Below are 17,200 nucleotides of genomic sequence, written 5' to 3' on the forward strand. Positions count from 1 at the left end.
AAGGTCCCACGCCATGGATCTCGAGACGTTCCGCAAGCTCGCGGACGACCGCCGGGTCATTCCCGTCAGCCGACGACTGCTCGCCGACGGGGACACCCCGGTCGGCCTCTACCGCAAGCTGGCCGGCGAGCGCCCGGGCACCTTCCTGCTGGAGTCGGCGGAGAACGGACGTTCCTGGTCCCGGTACTCCTTCGTCGGCGTCCGCAGCGACGCGACCCTGACGGTCCGCGGCGGCCAGGCCCACTGGATCGGCACCCCGCCCGTCGGCGTGCCCACCTCCGGCGACCCCCTCGACGCGCTGCGCGCCACCGTCGAGGCCCTGCACACCCCGCGCGACCTGTCGGGCGGCCTGCCGCCCTTCACCGGCGGCATGGTCGGTTACCTCGGCTACGACATCGTGCGCCGCCTGGAGCGGATCGGCGAGCACACCCGCGACGACCTCGAACTGCCCGAGCTGACGATGCTGCTCACCTCGGACATCGCCGTCCTCGACCACTGGGACGGCACGGTCCTGCTGATCGCCAACGCGATCAACCACAACGACCTCGCCTCGGGCGTCGACGAGGCCTACGCCGACGCCGTCGCCCGGCTCGACGCGATGGAGGCCGACCTCGCCCGCCCGGCGCCGTACACGCCCGCGCCGCTGCCCGCCTCGGAGCTGCCGGCGTACTCCGCCCTGTGGGGCGGCGAGAAGTACCAGGCGGCCGTCGAGGACATCAAGGAGCGCATCCGCGCGGGCGAGGCCTTCCAGGTCGTGCCCTCGCAGCGGTTCGAGACCCCCTGCACCGCCTCCGCCCTGGACGTCTACCGGGTGCTGCGGGCCACCAACCCGTCCCCGTACATGTACCTCTTCCGCTTCGAGAACGGCTTCGACGTCGTCGGCTCCAGCCCCGAGGCGCTGGTCAAGGTCGAGGACGGGCGGGCCATGGTCCACCCCATCGCCGGGACCCGGCACCGCGGCGCCACCCCGCAGGAGGACCACGACCTCGCCGAGGAGCTGCTGGCCGACCCCAAGGAGCGCGCCGAGCACCTCATGCTCGTCGACCTGGGCCGCAACGACCTGGGCCGGGTCTGCGAGCCGGGCAGCGTCGAGGTCGTCGACTTCATGAGCATCGAGAAGTACTCGCACGTCATGCACATCGTCTCCACCGTCACCGGCCGCGTCGCCGGGGACCGCACCGCCTTCGACGTGCTGACCGCCTGCTTCCCCGCCGGGACCCTGTCCGGTGCGCCCAAGCCGCGCGCCATGCAGATCATCGAGGAGCTGGAGCCCTCCCGCCGCGGGCTGTACGGCGGCTGCGTCGGCTACCTCGACTTCGCGGGGGACGCCGACACGGCCATCGCCATCCGCACCGCGCTGCTGCGCGACGGAACGGCGTACGTGCAGGCCGGAGCCGGTGTCGTCGCCGATTCGGTGCCCGAGCTGGAGGACGCCGAGTGCCGCAACAAGGCCGCCGCGGTGCTGCGCGCGGTCGGAGCGGCGAACCGGCTCCACTCCGCCTGAAGCGGTAGGGGATAGTGGGGTGCGTGAGCGCCGTACCCCAGCCCCGAACCGATGCCGATCCCGACCCGGCCGATGACGCCGCCGCTGCCGCGGCCGGTCCCGCCGCGCGCGGCGGCCGCCGCAGCGTCGCCGCGGCCCTGCTGCTCGGCGCGCTCGGCGCCACCGTCGTCCTGCTGGCCTCCGGCCGGACCTGGGCGCGCGGCACCGCCGCCGCGGCCGGGGGCGGCGCGCTGCCGCTGTCGGCCGACGGGCGCGCGGTCACCGGGGTCCCCGCGGCCCTGGCCATCGTGGCGCTCGCGGCCCTGGTCGCGGTGTTCGCCGTCCGCGGCCGCGGCCGCCTGCTGGTCTCCGCCCTGCTCGCCCTGAGCGGGCTCGGCGCGGTCCTGGCCGCGCTGGCCGGGGCCGGGGACCGGGCGGCGCTGGACGACGCGGCGGCCCGTACGACGGCGGACACCGCCGCCCGCGCGGCCGCGCTCACCCACACCGCGTGGCCCTACGTGACGGCCGCGGGCGCGCTGCTCATCCTGCTCGCGGGGCTGCTGGCCCTGCGCTTCGGCCGGAGCTGGCCCGCCATGGGAGGCCGCTACGAGCGCGACGGGACCCCCCGGCCCCGCAAGGCGCCGGTGGTGGACCCGGACCGGCCCGAGGACCTGTGGAAGGCGCTGGACCGGGGTGAGGACCCCACCGGCGGCCGCTGAGGGCCCTCCCACCCCCCGGGCGCGAGGGCCGTCCCGGGTGCGGGACAATGGGGGCAATGACGTGCGGGCGGTCGATACGGACGCGTTCGACAGAGCAACGAGGAGCAACTCATGGCGGGCACAGACCACGGACACACCCCGGCCGCCTGGACCGGTGTCATCATCGCTTTCGTCGGGTTCTGCGTCTCCGGCGCGTTCACGGTCATGGCGAACCTGATCGGCTTCATCGCCGGCCTGGTCATCGTGGCGCTCGGCGGGGTCGTCGGCCTGGCGATGAAGGCGGCGGGCCTCGGCGCGCCGAAGTCCGCCCACAAGGACCTCGGGCCGATCGTCGCCGCCGCCAAGGCCGCGAAGGCCTGATGCCCCGCAGCGGAGCCGAAAGGCGCGGTCCCGTCGGGCTGCGCCTTTTGTCATGAGCGGCGACAATCAGCGGGTGGACGCCTCTCGCACCCCCCTGGTGACGCCCGCCGCCCCCGTTCCCGCCCCGGCCCCCACCCGGGCCCGGCGGCTGGCCGCTCCGGCGTTCACCCTGGCCGCGGCCGCCTCGGCCCTCGGCTACGTCGCCGCCGTGGACCCGTACGAACCCGGCCACTACCCGGTCTGCCCGCTGTTCCGGCTGACCGGGATCCTGTGTCCCGGCTGCGGCGGCCTGCGCAGCGCCCACGCGTTCGCCCACGGCGATCTGATCACCGCTCTGGGTGCGAATGCCATGGCGGTGGCCGGCTATTTCGTCTTCGCGGGATTCATGGCCGTGTGGCTGATCCGGGCGTATCGCGGCGGGCCGACCCCGCGGCTGGCCCTCACACCGCTGTACTGGTGGGGAATCGGGGCGGTGGCGCTGGTTTTCGCCGTCGTCCGGAACCTCCCGTTCGGGTCGGCACTGGCCCCCTGAGGCCCGTACGCACCCTCGATCGAAGATCAGATTCCGAATGTCCAGTCCATGGGACGCCGTCAACCGCGTGCAGAGGCCAGGGCCTCCTGCGGATACCATTTGACTGCTGACCTTGAACCAGTCGACCGACCCGGAAGGGGGCCGCTCGCGTGAGTGTGCTCGACGAGATCATCGAAGGGGTCCGCGCAGACCTTGCCGAACGGCAGGCGCGCGTCAGCCTCGACGAGCTCAAGGAGCGTGCCGCCAAGGCGCCCCGGGCCAAGGACGGCGTCGCCGCCCTTCGCGGCGAAGGCGTCAAGGTGATCTGCGAGGTGAAGCGCTCCAGCCCCTCCAAGGGCGCGCTCGCCGCGATCGCGGACCCGGCCGGCCTGGCCGCCGATTACGAGGCGGGCGGCGCGGCCGTCATCTCCGTCCTGACCGAGGAGCGCCGCTTCGGCGGTTCGCTCGCGGACCTGGAGGCCGTCCGCGCACGGGTGGACGTACCCATCCTGCGCAAGGACTTCATCGTCACGGCGTACCAGCTGTGGGAGGCCCGCGCCTACGGCGCCGACCTCGTCCTGCTGATCGTCGCGGCCCTGGAGCAGGAGGCCCTCGTCTCCCTCATCGAGCGGGCCGAGTCCATCGGTCTCACCCCGCTCGTCGAGGTCCACGACGAGGAGGAAGCCGAACGCGCGGTCGCCGCGGGCGCCAAGATCATCGGCGTGAACGCGCGCAACCTCAAGGACCTCAAGGTGGACCGCTCGACCTTCGAGCGGGTCGTCCCCGAGATCCCGGCCCACATCGTGAAGGTCGCCGAGTCCGGCATCCGCGGACCGCACGACCTCATCGCCTACGCGAACGAGGGCGCCGACGCCGTCCTCGTGGGCGAATCCCTGGTGACCGGCCGTGACCCGAAGGCCGCCGTGGCCGACCTGGTCGCCGCCGGGGCCCACCCCGCCCTGCGCCACGGGCGGAGCTGACCCGCACCGTGATGCCGTCCGCCCGCGCCGTCCGCACCCGACCCGGCCTTCCCGGCCGGGGCGGCGTGCCGTCGGCCCACGCGCCCCTGGCGCGCGGCTGCCGCCCGCGCGGCTGCCGCGCCCCGGCCCGGCGCGTGCGGGGGCGGCGGGTCCGGTACGTGATCGGGTCGGAGCCCGGCCAGGTCAACGGCATGCGATGGCGCGGCGGAGCCGCGTCGTAGCCGTCCCGTGCCCGGATCCGCGCTCCGCAGCCGCTATGGCGGTGGTGGAGGCGGACGCCTTCGGGACCCTCGGCGCAATACGGTTAATCCATCCCGATTGCTTCCGTAGGAGTACTGGCATGCCGTCCAGTGAGTGTTTCATTCCGGACCCCGAGGGTTCCGTCCCCAACGCCGAGGGCTATTTCGGTGATTTCGGTGGCAAGTTCATTCCGGAGGCGTTGGTCGCCGCGGTGGACGAGGTCGCTGCCGAGTACGAGAAGGCGAAGGTCGATCCGGCGTTCGCGGCCGAGCTGAACGATCTGCTCGTGAACTACACGGGCCGGCCGAGTGCGTTGACCGCGGTGCCGCGGTTCGCGGAGCACGCGGGCGGGGCGACGGTCTACCTCAAGCGCGAGGATTTGAACCACACCGGTTCGCACAAGATCAACAATGTGCTGGGTCAGGCGTTGCTGACGAAGCGGATGGGCAAGACCCGGGTGATCGCGGAGACCGGGGCGGGTCAGCACGGGGTGGCGACGGCCACGGCGTGTGCGCTGTTCGGCCTGGAGTGCACGATCTACATGGGTGAGGTGGACACCGAGCGGCAGGCGCTGAACGTGGCGCGGATGCGGATGCTGGGTGCCGAGGTGATCGCGGTGCGGTCGGGTTCGCGGACGTTGAAGGACGCGATCAACGAGGCGTTCCGTGACTGGGTGGCGAACGTGGACCGGACCCACTACCTCTTCGGTACGGTCGCGGGTCCGCATCCGTTCCCGGCGATGGTGCGTGATTTCCACCGGGTGATCGGGGTGGAGGCGCGGCGGCAGATCCTGGAGCGTGAGGGGCGGCTGCCGGATGCGGTGGCGGCGTGTGTGGGGGGCGGGTCGAACGCGATCGGGCTCTTCCATGCGTTCATTCCGGATGCGGGGGTGCGGCTGGTGGGCTTCGAGCCGGCGGGGCACGGGATCGGGACGGGTGAGCACGCGGCGACGTTGTCGGCGGGTGAGCCGGGGATCTTGCACGGGTCGCGTTCGTACGTGCTGCAGGACGAGGAGGGTCAGATCACGGAGCCGTATTCGATTTCGGCGGGTCTGGACTATCCGGGGATCGGTCCGGAGCACGCGTTCCTGAAGGATTCGGGGCGGGGTGAGTACCGGGCGGTGACCGATGACGGGGCGATGCAGGCGTTGCGGCTGCTGTCGCGTACGGAGGGCATCATTCCGGCGATCGAGTCGGCGCATGCGCTGGCGGGTGCGTTGGAGCTGGGCAGGGAGCTGGGCCGGGACGGGTTGATCATCGTCAATCTGTCGGGGCGCGGCGACAAGGACATGGACACGGCGGCCCGCTACTTCGGCCTCTACGACGGCACCGAGGGGCAGAGCAAGTGACGAGCACGACGGCGCCCGCGACGGCGGGGCAGGGCAACATCCGGCTGCTGAGCGAGACCCTGGCGAAGGCGAAGGCGGAGGACCGCGCGGCGCTGGTCGCCTATCTTCCGGCGGGTTTCCCGACGGTGGACGGCGGGATCGAGGCCGTCAAGGCGGTCATCGCGGGCGGCGCGGACGTGGTGGAGGTCGGTCTGCCGCACAGTGACCCGGTGCTGGACGGTCCGGTGATCCAGACGGCTGATGACATCGCGCTGCGCGGTGGGGTGAAGATCGCGGACGTCCTGCGGACGGTGCGTGAGGCGCACGAGGCGACGGGTGCTCCGGTGCTGGTGATGACGTACTGGAATCCGGTCGACCGGTACGGGGTGGAGCGGTTCGCGGCGGAGCTGGCGGCGGCGGGCGGGGCGGGGTGCATCCTGCCGGACCTGCCGGTGCAGGAGTCCGCGCTGTGGCGCGAGCACGCGGACAAGCACGGGCTGGCGACGGTGTTCGTGGTCGCGCCGTCGAGCAAGGACGCGCGGCTGGCGACGATCACCGCGGCGGGTTCCGGCTTCGTCTACGCGGCCTCGCTGATGGGAGTCACAGGGACCCGGGTCTCCGTCGGTGAGCAGGCGCAGGACCTGGTGGCCCGGACCCGCAAGACCACCGATCTGCCGGTCTGCGTCGGCCTGGGCGTCTCCAACGCGGCGCAGGCCAAGGAGGTCGCCGTCTTCGCGGACGGCGTGATCGTCGGCTCGGCCTTCGTCAAGCTCCTCCTGGACGCCCCCGACCTCCCGGCCGGCCTCGACGCGGTCCGCGCCCTGGCGGCCGAACTTGCGGAAGGCGTACGCAGGAGCTGACGAACAGCTGATCCACGGCGGGGTTCTGTAGCCCGTTCGAGTGGATGTGGGAGCGGGGAGGCACGAGAGTGCCTCCCCGCTTCGTTTGGCGGGACGTGAGCGACAAGAACGACGGTGTGAACCGCGATGCGAAGAGAACGGCCCGCGAGCGACTTCTGGTGGAGCGCGAGCGGCAGAAGAGCAAGGACAAGCGCCGGCGGACCCTGGTGGTGGCCGCCGCGGTCGTCGGCGTCCTCGGCCTGGCGGCCGTCGTCGGTCTGCTCGCGGCCAACGCCGGCAAGAGCGGCTCGGCCAAGGACGGGGCCGGCCCGGTCGTGGCCCCCTCGGGAGCCACCGGGAAGGACGCCCTCGCCATCCAGAACGGCAAGGACGCGGCGAAGTCGACCCTGACCATCTGGGAGGACTTCCGCTGCCCCGCGTGCAAGGCCTTCGAGGACTCCTACCGCGCCACGGTCCAGGACCTCGTGGCGAAGGGGCAGCTGAAGGTGGAGTACCACCTGGTGACGCTGATCGACGGCAACATGAGCGGCAGCGGCTCCCTGAAGGCGGCCAACGCCGCCGCCTGCGCCCAGGACGCGGGGAAGTTCCCGGCGTACCACGACGTCCTCTTCGAGAACCAGCCGAAGGAGGTCGACGACGCCTATGGCAAGAACGCCCGGCTGCTGGAGCTGGCGGGCAAGGTCGACGGCCTCGACACCCCCGCCTTCCGCCAGTGCGTCGAGGGCGGGACCCACAACAGCTGGGTCGGGAAGTCGTACGACGCGTTCAAGGCGGGGAAGTTCCGCGGCACGCCCACGATCCTGCTCGACGGCAAGGACATCTTCGCGGACCAGGCCAATCCGCTCACCCCGGAGAAGCTGAAGGCGAAGGTCACGGCAGCGGCCGGGGCGGGCTCCGGGGCGCCGGCGCAGGCGTCGCCCGACGCGTCGGAGGAGGCTTCGGCGCGACCCTCGGCGAAGGCCTCGGCGTCGGCCTCGGGCCGACCGTCGGCGCGCGGTTCGGCGGGGTCGTCGGCCGGTACGTCAACGGGCTCTTCCACGGGCTCCTCGGCGGGGACCTCGGCCGGTGTTCCGGGGGCGGCAGGGGGTGACAGGGCGGCCCTCGGATCCGTGCCCGCCGGATGATCGGCAGGTGTCGATTTGACGCCGTCTTGCCGGGCGGGTTGCGGTCCCCACCGCCCGGCAAGGTAGCGTCTGCGGTGCCATGGAACTTGCCTACATTCCCAGCCCGTCGACCGGTGTGGTCCATCTCGGACCGATCCCGCTGCGCGGCTACGCGTTCTGCATCATCATCGGCGTCTTCGTCGCCGTCTGGCTCGGCAACAAGCGCTGGGTAGCGCGCGGGGGCCGGCCGGGCACGGTGGCGGACATCGCCGTGTGGGCGGTTCCGTTCGGCCTGGTCGGCGGACGCCTCTACCACGTGATCACCGACTACCAGCTCTACTTCGGCGAGGGCCGCAACTGGGTCGACGCCTTCAAGATCTGGGAGGGCGGCCTCGGCATCTGGGGTGCGATCGCGCTGGGCGCGGTCGGCGCCTGGATCGGCTGCCGCCTGCGCGGCATCCCGCTGCCCGCCTGGGCGGACGCGCTGGCTCCCGGCATCGCGGTGGCCCAGGCCTTCGGCCGCTGGGGCAACTGGTTCAACCAGGAGCTGTACGGCCGCGCCACCGACCTGCCGTGGGCGCTGGAGATCAGCGACGGCCCGAACCGGGTCGCGGGCACCTACCACCCGACCTTCCTGTACGAGTCGCTGTGGTGCCTGGGCGTGGCCGCCCTGGTGATCTGGGCGGACCGCCGCTTCACGCTGGGCCACGGCCGGGCGTTCGCCCTGTACGTCGCCGCGTACTGCGCCGGGCGCGGCTGGATCGAGTACATGCGGGTCGACGAGGCGCACCACGTGCTGGGCCTGCGGTTGAACGTGTGGACGGCCATCGTGGTCTTCGTCGCCGCCGTGACCTACCTGATCCTGTCGGCGCGGCTGCGGCCGGGCCGCGAGGCGGTCGTGGAGCCGGTGGGCCCCGAGGGCGAAGCCCCGGCCGACGCTGCCGGCGAGGCCGCGGCCGACCCGGAGGCCGTACGGGCCGCGGCGCCGACGGCCGACCTCACGAAGCCCGACCTCGCGAAGGCCGATCCCGCGAAGCCCGACGCGACCAAGCCCGAGGTCACGAAGGCCGATCTCGCGAAGCCCGACACGACCAAGCCCGACGTCACCAAGGCCGATCTCGCGAAGCCCGCGGCGGCCGAGCCCGGGCTGCCCGCGCAGGCCGAGGACACCGCGCCGGGGGCGAAGAAGCTCTGACCCCCGCGCGAGCCGCAGGCTCACCCGCGGCACCGTGCTCCGCCGGACCTGGTCCGGCGGAGCACGTGCGTGTGGGGGCGGCCGTCAGGACGGCACGCGGGACTCCCGCCGGGACAGCGCCATGACCTGCTCCGCGCCCGCCAGGACCGCCGCGTCCACGAAACGGCCGTCCGGGAGGGCCTGGGCGCCCGGGGTGCGGCGGGCCGCCGCGACGATCTGCTCCGCCGCCGCGATCTCGGCGGGCCCCGGTACGTAGGCCCGTTCGATCACCGGGAGCTGGCGCGGGTGGATCGCGGCCCGGCCCAGGAAGCCCAGCGCCCGGCCCCGGACGCACGATCCGGCCAGCGCCTCCAGGTCGCGGATGTCCGGGAAGACGGACTGCGGCGGGGGCGCGAGCCCGGCCGCCCGGGACGCCACCACCACCCGCGAGCGCGGCCAGTCGAGCCCCGCGTCGGCGCTCACGCCCAGGTCCGCCCGCAGGTCCGACTCGCCGAGGGACAGGCCCCGCAGGGCCGGGTGGGCACGGGCGATCTCGTACGCCCGTTCCACCCCCAGCGCCGACTCCAGCAGCGCGTACAGCGCGACCCCGCCGGTCCGGTCGGCGACCGCGGTGATCTGCTCGGGCGCGGTGATCTTGGGCAGCCGCAGGCCGGCGAGCCCGGACAGCCCCGCCAGCGCGTTCAGGTCGGCCCGCGCCCACGGTGTGTCCAGGGCGTTGACCCGGACGTACACGGGGACCGGGGGCCGGTGCTGGAGGAGCTCCGCGGTGGCCGTGCGCGCGTACTCCTTGCGGGAGACCGGTACCGCGTCCTCCAGGTCCACGATCACCGCGTCCGCGCCGCAGGCGAGCGCCTTCGCGACCACCTGCGGCCGGTCCCCGGGCACGTACAGCCAGGTCAGGATCACAGTGCTCCCTCGGTCCGCAGGATGTCGATCTCCGCTTGGGACAAGCCCAGTTCGGTCAGCACCGCGTCGGTGTCCGCGCCGTGCGCGCGGCCCGCCCAGCGGATCGACCCCGGCGTCTCGGAGAGCCGGAAGAGGACGTTTTGCATCCGCAGCGGCCCGAGGTCCGGGTCGTCCACCTCGGTGACCGTGTCCAGGGCCGCGAACTGCGGGTCGGCCAGCACGTCGCGCACGTCGTAGACCGGCGCGACCGCGGCCTGCGCCTCCTCGAACGCGGTGACGACCTCCTCCGCCTTGTGTCGCGCGATCCACGAACCGACCGCCTCGTCCAGGACGGCCGTGTGGGCGGCCCGCCCCGAACCCGTCGCGAACCAGGGTTCCCCGGCCAGCTCCGGCCGCCCGACCAGGCGCACCACCCGCTCCGCGACCGACTGCGCCGAGGTGGACACGGCCAGCCACCGCCCGTCCGCGCTGCGGTAGGTGTTGCGGGGCGCGTTGTTCGTGGACCGGTTGCCGGTGCGCGGCTGGACGTAGCCGAGCTGGTCGTACCAGAGGGGGTGCGGGCCGAGGACCGCCAGCATCGGCTCGATGATGGCCAGGTCCACGACCTGCCCGGCGCCGGTGCGGCCGCGCCCCGCGAGCGCGGCCATCACGGCGTAGGCGGTGGCCAGTGCGGCGATGGAGTCCGCGAGCCCGAAGGGCGGCAGTGTCGGCGGTCCCTCCGGTTCCCCGGTCATCGCGGCGAACCCGCTCATGGCCTCGGCGAGGGTGCCGAAGCCGGGGCGGCGGGCGTAGGGGCCGAACTGGCCGAAGCCCGTCACCCGGGCCAGGACCAGCCGGGGGTTGGCCGCGGACAGCTCGGGCCAGCCGAGGCCCCACTTCTCCAGGGTGCCGGGACGGAAGTTCTCGATGACCACGTCGGCCGTGGCGGCGAGCCGCAGCAGCACGTCCCGGCCACCGGGGGTGGACAGGTCGAGGGTGAGGGTCCGCTTGTTGCGGCCCAGGACCTTCCACCACAGGCCGAAGCCGTCCTTGGCCGGGCCGTGGCCACGGGACGGATCGGGGCGCCGCGGGTGCTCCACCTTGAGCACGTCGGCCCCGAAGTCGCCGAGCAGGGCGGCGGCGAGCGGGCCCGCGAAGAGAGTGGCCAGGTCGAGCACGCGCAGTCCGGCGAGCGGGCCGCTCGCGGCGGGGGCGGCGGGCGGGGGCACCTGCGCGGACGGAGGTGCGGGCGGCGGTGCGGGCGGGGTGTCCCGCGCGGTTCCGGGCCGGGGTGCGGGCGGGTTCACGGCCGGGGCCCGGTGTCCGCGAAGGCGTCCGTCTCGGCGCGCGTCGGCATCGAGTCCTGGGCGCCGGGCCGCTGCACCGACAGCGCGGCCGCCGCCGAGGACCAGGCCAGGGCCGCACGCATGGTGCGTCCCTCGCCGAGTGCCACGGCGAGCGCGCCGACGAAGGTGTCCCCGGCCGCGGTGGTGTCCACGGGCCGCACCCGGGGCGCGGGCACGGTGTACGGGGCCTGCCCGCGCGCCGCGTGCAGCGATCCGGCCGCGCCGAGCGTGATCACCACCTCCGGTACGTCGTGCAGCAGGGCGTCGGCCGCCCGCGCGGGATCGGTCAGGCCGGTGAGGGCGGCCGCCTCGTGTTCGTTGGGCACCAGCAGGTCGATGGTGGCGAGCAGTTCGGGGGGCAGCGGCTGGGCGGGGGCGGGCGTGAGGACCGTACGCACGCCGTGCGCGCGGGCCGCGCGGGCGCCCGCAAGGACGGCGGACAGCGGCAGTTCGAGCTGGAGCAGGAGCGTCCCGCAGGCGCCGATCCGGGCCGCGTCGCCCTCCTCCAGGCCGGTGACGAGGGCGTTGGCGCCGGGGATCACGATGATCGAGTTGCCGCCCTCGTCGTCCACGGTGATGTGCGCGGTGCCGCTGGCGCCCTCGACGGTGCGCAGCGCCGCCGTCTCGACGCCGGCGTCGCAGAGCGCGGCGCGCAGCCGTACGCCGAAGGCGTCCGCGCCGACCGCCCCGATCATCGTCACCTCCCCGCCGCTGCGGGCCGCGGCGACCGCCTGGTTGGCGCCCTTGCCGCCGGGGACGGTGTGGAACGCCCGGCCGGTGACGGTCTCCCCGAGGCGGGGGGCCTTGGGGACGTAGGCGACGAGGTCCATGTTGGTACTGCCGAGCACGGCGATGGCCGTCATGAGGGTGCTGCCTCCGGTGTGGTGAGGTGGGCGAGCTGTGCGGTGAGGCGGGCGAGGGCGTCGAAGCCGATGCCGTCGAAGCCGGGCACGCTGGTGGCGAGCCGGTTCGCGAGCGGGGCGGTCCAGCGACGCGGGAGCCGGTCGGGGGAGCCGGCCAGGAGTCCCGCCAGCGCGCCCGCCGTCGCGCCGTTGGAGTCGGTGTCCCAACCGCCGGACACCGCGCGGCAGATGGAGTGGGTGAAGTCGCCCTCCGCGTGCGTGAGGGCGGCCGCGATCAGGGCGGTGTTCGGGACGGCGTGCACCCAGTGATAGTGCCCGTAGCGCCGGTGCAGCCGGTCGACGACCTCGTCGAAGGGGCGGTGCGCGGCGGCGTGCGCCCGGGCCTCGCGCACCGCGAACCGGACCGCTTCGGCGAGCCGCGAACGCGGCGGTACGACGGCCAGCCCGGCGGCGAGGGCGCCGTGCACGTCGGCTCCCGGGACGGCCGCGGCGGCGGTGGCCGCGGCGATGAAGAGGGCGGCGTAGACGCCGTTGCCGGTGTGGGTCAAGGTCGCGTCCCGGTGGGCCTGGGCCGCGGCGGCCGCCGGATCGCCGGGGTGGGTCCAGCCGTGGACGTCGGCGCGGATGAGGGCGCCGATCCACTCGCGGAACGGATTGCGGTGGGTGGCGGTGGCGGGGGGCTCCAGGCCGAGGAGGAGGTTGCGGTACGCGACGCGCTCGGCGGTGAAGGTCCGCCCGGCGGGCAGCTCGTCGAGCCAGAGCCGGGCCACGTCGGCGGTGGTGAAGCCCTTGCCGTGGCGCTGGAGCAGCCGCAGGTTCAGCAGGGGGTAGTTGAGGTCGTCGTCCTCGGGGGCGCCGGCGATGTTCTCGGCGAGCGAGGTGGGCGCGGAGCGGCGGTTCCAGGGGTACGCCGCCAGCAGCTCGGCGGGCACCCCCTCGGCGGTGAACCAGTCGTCCAGCGGCCAGTTCCCGGCGGCCCGCGCCAGCGCCCGGATCCCCGCGAGCGGCAGCTTCTCCACGGGCTTCCCGAGCACGCACCCCGCGGCCCGCCCCAGCCAGGCGGCCTCCAGCCGGGCCGCCTCCGGCGAGGGGCGCGGGGCGGGTCCGGTGGCCGGGGGCCAGGTGGCGGTGATCGCGTCCCAGCCGTGCGGCTCGGCCGCGGCCAGAGGGCGGGGGAGGGCGGCCAGTTCGGTCAGCAGGCGGTCGGCGAGGGCACGCAGCTCCGGGCGGGCGGGGGAGGGCGAGGCTCCGGCCCGGTCGGGGGCCGGGTGGCCGCCCGCGGCCAGCCAGGCCTGCCGCACCGGCTCCGCGGCGCGGCCGCGCCCGTCCTCCTCGGCCTGGCGCAGCTCGTGCCCGATCAGGTCCTCGGGCTGCGCCCAGGTCAGGCGGATCGGGCCGGCGGAGCCGCCGGGCGGGGGATTCGGGGTCGCGGGGCGTGCCGGGGCCGGGCGGGCGGGGTGCGGGGCGTGGTCTGCCGAGGCGGGTGGGGCCGCGGTCGGGGGCAGTCGGTTCGCGGGGAGTGTCATCGGGGGGCGGCGATCGTGGTGAAGGCGGACTCGTGGGCGCGGCGGCGGGCGAGATCGAGGGCGAAGACCTCGCGGGCCACCCGGGCCAGGGCCGCCGCCGGGGCGTGCAGGTCGAGCCGGCTCGCCGCCGCGACCTCCCGCGCCCAGGCCCCCGGCACCGCCGCCGCGCCGCCCAGCGCGCCGGCCAGCGCCCCCGCCATGGTGGCGATGGAGTCGCAGTCCCGCCCGTAGTTGACGGCCCCGAGCACGGAGGCCTCGTACGCCCCCTCCGCGACCAGCAACATGCCCAGCGCCACCGGAAGTTCCTCGATCGCGTGCAGCCGGGACGGCCGCCGGGCGCCGAGCGAGGGCGAGCGGTAGTCCGGGCCGACCGAGTCGTACGGGGCGACCGCCTCCCGCAGCGGCACCAGCGCCGGCTCGACGTCCCGGTGCGCGGAGGCGGTTTCGACCACCGCCGCGATCGCGGCCCGGGTGCCGTCCTTGGCGAGGGAGAGCGCCGTTTCGACCACCGACGCGGCCGTCGCCCCCGGCACGCAGGCCGCGGCCACCGCGGCCGCGAACACCCCGGCGGCCTCCCGCCCGTACGACGACTGGTGCGCGCCCGCGATGTCCAGCGCCTCCGCGTACGCGCCCGCCGGGTTGCCGGCGTTGACGATGCCGACCGGCGCCATGTACATCGCGGCCCCGCAGTTGACGATGTTGCCGGTGCCCGCCTCGCGGGGGTCCACGTGCCCGTAGTGGAGCCGGGCCACGATCCACTTCTCGGCGAGGAAGATCCGGTGCAGGGGCAGCGCCTCCGCCTCCAGCTCCGGGATCCAGCGGGGCCGGCACATCAGGTCGGGGACGAGGTGGTCGGCGACCGCGTAGGCGTCCAGGTGGTCGCGCACCGCCTCGTAGACGCGTACCAGCGCATGCGTCATCAAGGTGTCATCGGTGACGTGGCCGTCGCCCTTGTGGTACGGCGCGATGGGGCGCGCGGTGCGCCAGTCCTCGTACCAGGGGCCGACGATGCCGTGCACCCGGCCGCCGTGCCGTGCCACGATCTGGTCCGGGGACCAGCCCTCGACCGGGCCGCCGAGCGCGTCCCCGACGGCGGCCCCGACCAGGCAGCCGGCGGCCCGGTCCTCGATCGTGAGCGCCCGCGCGGCGGTCCGCACCTGGCTCTCCGTACCCGTCTGCGTCATGGGCGGATCGTCCTCCGGGTCGTGCGGGGGAGCGGCGCGGTGAGTTCCGTCCGCGTGAGCAGGGCCGCGAGCTCCACCAGGTCCGTACCGGCGAGGCGGGGCAGCGCGCAGCCGGACAGGGTGCGGCAGGCGTCGCGCCAGGCCGGCGCGATCGAGTCGCCGCCGCCGAGGGCGCCGGTCAGCGCCCCGGCGAGGGCGGGGGCCGAATCCGCGACCCGGGACAGGCAGGCCGCCGCCGGCACCGCCTCGGCGACCCGGCCGCGGGCGGCGGTGGCCAGGGCGAGGGCGACGGGGACGGTCTCGGCGGCGGCGATGCCGTAGCTGTAGACGTGGTCCACGATCTGGTGCTCCAGCAGCGGCACGATGGCGAAGGCGCCGCCGTCGGGGTGCGCGCGGGCGAGCGCGACGGCGTGCCGGGCGTTGCGGCCGATCTCGGTCGTGGCGGGCAGCTGGCCGAGCGCGGCGTCCACGGCGGCGTCGGTGCCGGACCCCGCCAGGGCGGTCGCGAGGGCGGCGGCCATCGCGCGGGCGCCGTGCACGCCGTCGCCGTCCTGGGTGTAGCGGGCGTCGAACTCCGCCAGGTCGGCCGCCGCCGCCGGGTCCCCGGGGTGGACGACCGCGAGGACGCAGGCGCGGATGCAGGCGGCGTCGTCGAAGTAGTGCGGGTTGTCGTGGCCCGTGGCGGGCGGGCGCAGACCGGCGGCGAGGTTGCCGAGGCCCGCGCGTACGGAGATCCGCGCCCGCAGCGGCAGCACCGCCGACTCGACCTCGGGGGCCCGGTCGGCGGCCGCCGCGACCTCGCTGGCCAGGGCGTTCCACGCGAGGTCGATCGCGGCCCGCATCCGGCGCGACCGGCTCAGGTCGCTGAGCAGGGCGCCGGCGGCGGTGAGGACGGACTCGGCGGCGAAGGCTGCCCACTCGGCGTCGTCGCTCGGACCGAGGCACAGGGGTTCGGGGGGCTGGTTGAGGGCGATGGGGACGGGGAGGGTGGTGGTGGCGTTCTGCTCGGCGAAGGTGTCCAGCTCGCGGGTGAGGCGGCGGGTCCACTCGGGCATCCGGCTGGCCCGGTGCCGGGCGGCGGGCCACCCGGCCGCGTCCCCGGCGGCCAGCCCGAGCAACAGCCCCTCGATCCGCCGCTCCCCGCGGGACGCGTCCCCGGCGGGGGCGCCGGTGCGGCGGCTTGCGGTGGCGGCGAGGGACTCGGCCTGTACGGGCACGGCCGCGTCTCCACCCGCTACCGGCACGACCACGTTCCCGCCCGCCACCGCCACCGCCACCGCCCCCGGTACCCCCGGGCTTTCCGGGGCGCTGCGTGGTGGGGTCATCGGGGCGGCTCGGAATCCGGGGTCAGGAGGTCCGCGATGTCCAGGACGTGGTAGCCCCGCATCGAGGGCAGGCAGCTGCCGCGGACCGGGCCGATCACCGAGGACCACGCCGCCGGGATGGCGGCGGCGCCGGAGAGGGCGCCGGACAGGGCGCCCGCGACGGCGGCCGTGGTGTCGGCGTCGCGGCCCATGTTGACCGCGGTCAGGACGGAGCCCCGGAAGTCCCCGCCGCAGGAGGCGAAGGCACCGAACGCGAGGCCCACCGCCTCCGGCGCCAGGTCCGTCCAGGGGTAGCCGCCGATGACCACCGCGGAGCGCACCGCCCGTTCGCCGCGCGGGGCGGCGGTCACGGCCCGGCGCAGGGAGCGCGCGGTCCAGGAGTCGGACGGGATGACGGACAGGGCCGCGGAGACCACCGAGGCCGGCGATCCGCCCGCCATGGCCGCAGCCACGCCCGCCGCGACGGCCTGGCCGCCGTAGATGCCCTCGCCGTCGTGGCTGACGGTGCCGTCGATGGCGACGAGCCGGGCCGCCTCGGCCGGGCGCCCGGCCGCGAAGACCCCGAAGGGGGCGGCCCGCATCGCGAGCCCGTCCGACCAGGCGTGCCGGTGCTGCGCCGAGATCGGCGCGGCGAGGCCCCGCCGCAGGTTCTCCAGGGTCCCGCGCTCGGAGAAGCCCGCCCCGCGGAAGGGGCCCTCGTCCAGGTCGGCGATCCAGTGGTGCCAGGCCCGTTCGACGTGCGCGACGGTGAGGGCGGACCCGTGCCGGGCCAGCAGCAGGCCGGAGAAGATCGCGTACTCGGTGTCGTCCGTACCGGCCGGGTCCTCCGACACGAACCCCTCGATGCGGCCCCACCTGGCGCGGATCTGCGACGGCTTCATGTTCTCCGCCGGAGCGCCCAGCGCGTCACCCACCGCGAGTCCCAGCAGCGCACCGCGCGCCCGGTCCAGCAGCACCTGCGGCTGCACGTCCGCCCGAGGCCCGGCCCACACGTCCGCCCGCACGTCGGGATGCGACCCCGGGTACCCCGGGTACCGCTCGGGATGCGACTGCGGACCGGATGCGATCAGCCCCATGGGCGCGCCTCTCCACTTGGTGGAACTCATCATGAGCCCATGGGGGATTTGTGCCACGGCATCGCGTTTGTCGGTTGCCGCGAAACACCACCCGGCCCCTCCCGTCACCCGGTCGCCGACGGACGAAAGCCCTGGTAAGTACGGCCTACCTTGCTGGCGGCGCCCCGAAATCGTGCGTAGTTTCGAGGTGTTCAGGGGGAGTGGGTGCCTGCACACG

General features: G+C 74.8%; 16 protein-coding genes and 1 pseudogene. 10 read left to right on the forward strand and 7 right to left on the reverse strand.

Features of this window, described 5'->3' with window-relative positions; genetic code table 11:
* The first annotated feature begins 13 nt into the window (after window positions 1–13).
* The 10 genes and pseudogenes from AC0693_RS09175 to lgt all read left to right on the forward strand — a co-directional run bounded on the left by AC0693_RS09175 (window position 14) and on the right by lgt (window position 8,778).
* Entirely contained in the window at window positions 14–1,504 is a 1,491-nt protein-coding gene (locus AC0693_RS09175; RefSeq protein WP_356412278.1) for an anthranilate synthase component I, read from the forward strand.
* A gap of 14 nt (window positions 1,505–1,518) precedes the next feature.
* A complete protein-coding gene (locus AC0693_RS09180) occupies window positions 1,519–2,202 on the forward strand; it encodes a TIGR02234 family membrane protein (protein ID WP_469319532.1) in 684 nt (227 codons plus the stop codon).
* Window positions 2,203–2,313: 111 nt separating this feature from the next.
* Entirely contained in the window at window positions 2,314–2,562 is a 249-nt protein-coding gene (locus AC0693_RS09185) for an HGxxPAAW family protein (RefSeq protein WP_356412282.1), read from the forward strand.
* Window positions 2,563–2,614: 52 nt separating this feature from the next.
* A complete protein-coding gene (locus AC0693_RS09190; protein WP_469336673.1) occupies window positions 2,615–3,094 on the forward strand; it encodes a DUF2752 domain-containing protein in 480 nt (159 codons plus the stop codon).
* A gap of 149 nt (window positions 3,095–3,243) precedes the next feature.
* A complete protein-coding gene (gene trpC / locus AC0693_RS09195; RefSeq protein WP_356412285.1) occupies window positions 3,244–4,053 on the forward strand; it encodes an indole-3-glycerol phosphate synthase TrpC in 810 nt (269 codons plus the stop codon).
* A gap of 11 nt (window positions 4,054–4,064) precedes the next feature.
* Window positions 4,065–4,274, forward strand: a complete 210-nt coding sequence (gene trpM / locus AC0693_RS09200) for a tryptophan biosynthesis modulator TrpM (protein WP_356412287.1) — start codon at window positions 4,065–4,067, stop codon at window positions 4,272–4,274.
* A 119-nt stretch (window positions 4,275–4,393) separates the two neighbouring features.
* The gene (gene trpB / locus AC0693_RS09205) at window positions 4,394–5,641 is read left to right on the forward strand and encodes a tryptophan synthase subunit beta (protein WP_478801322.1); all 1,248 of its coding nucleotides are present in this window, start codon (window positions 4,394–4,396) and stop codon (window positions 5,639–5,641) included.
* Window positions 5,638–6,480 carry a tryptophan synthase subunit alpha gene (gene trpA / locus AC0693_RS09210; RefSeq protein ID WP_478801323.1) on the forward strand — a complete coding sequence of 281 codons (843 nt, stop codon included), beginning with the start codon at window positions 5,638–5,640 and terminating at the stop codon, window positions 6,478–6,480. The genes trpB and trpA overlap by 4 nt, the downstream gene beginning before the upstream one ends.
* Window positions 6,481–6,524: 44 nt before the next feature.
* A pseudogene (locus AC0693_RS09215) lies at window positions 6,525–7,361 on the forward strand (DsbA family protein); the annotation flags it as partial.
* A 322-nt stretch (window positions 7,362–7,683) separates the two neighbouring features.
* Complete coding sequence (gene lgt, locus AC0693_RS09220; protein ID WP_478801324.1) at window positions 7,684–8,778, forward strand: prolipoprotein diacylglyceryl transferase; 1,095 nt, start codon at window positions 7,684–7,686, stop codon at window positions 8,776–8,778.
* Between the two features lie 84 nt (window positions 8,779–8,862).
* Here the strand turns inward: lgt and AC0693_RS09225 are convergent, their stop codons facing one another.
* From AC0693_RS09225 to AC0693_RS09255, 7 genes are read right to left on the reverse strand one after another with little or no spacing between them, the layout of a single operon-like run.
* Window positions 8,863–9,684, reverse strand: a complete 822-nt coding sequence (locus AC0693_RS09225) for an HpcH/HpaI aldolase/citrate lyase family protein (RefSeq protein ID WP_478801325.1) — start codon at window positions 9,682–9,684, stop codon at window positions 8,863–8,865.
* Window positions 9,681–10,970 carry a CaiB/BaiF CoA transferase family protein gene (locus AC0693_RS09230; protein ID WP_478801326.1) on the reverse strand — a complete coding sequence of 430 codons (1,290 nt, stop codon included), beginning with the start codon at window positions 10,968–10,970 and terminating at the stop codon, window positions 9,681–9,683. Before AC0693_RS09230 ends, AC0693_RS09225 begins: the two co-directional genes overlap by 4 nt.
* Entirely contained in the window at window positions 10,967–11,872 is a 906-nt protein-coding gene (gene rbsK, locus AC0693_RS09235) for a ribokinase (RefSeq protein WP_478801327.1), read from the reverse strand. The genes AC0693_RS09230 and rbsK overlap by 4 nt, the downstream gene beginning before the upstream one ends.
* On the reverse strand, window positions 11,869–13,398 hold the full coding sequence (locus tag AC0693_RS09240) for an ADP-ribosylglycohydrolase family protein (RefSeq protein WP_478801328.1): 1,530 nt from the start codon (window positions 13,396–13,398) through the stop codon (window positions 11,869–11,871). Before AC0693_RS09240 ends, rbsK begins: the two co-directional genes overlap by 4 nt.
* Window positions 13,395–14,582 (reverse strand): ADP-ribosylglycohydrolase family protein, encoded by a 1,188-nt coding sequence (locus tag AC0693_RS09245; protein ID WP_478801329.1) that lies wholly within the window; start codon window positions 14,580–14,582, stop codon window positions 13,395–13,397. Before AC0693_RS09245 ends, AC0693_RS09240 begins: the two co-directional genes overlap by 4 nt.
* A complete protein-coding gene (locus tag AC0693_RS09250) occupies window positions 14,579–15,907 on the reverse strand; it encodes an ADP-ribosylglycohydrolase family protein (protein WP_478801330.1) in 1,329 nt (442 codons plus the stop codon). The genes AC0693_RS09245 and AC0693_RS09250 overlap by 4 nt, the downstream gene beginning before the upstream one ends.
* Window positions 15,904–16,983, reverse strand: a complete 1,080-nt coding sequence (locus tag AC0693_RS09255; protein WP_478801331.1) for an ADP-ribosylglycohydrolase family protein — start codon at window positions 16,981–16,983, stop codon at window positions 15,904–15,906. Before AC0693_RS09255 ends, AC0693_RS09250 begins: the two co-directional genes overlap by 4 nt.
* Window positions 16,984–17,200 lie beyond the last annotated feature (217 nt).

The sequence above is a fragment of the Streptomyces sp. NPDC043876 genome (assembly GCF_056435825.1).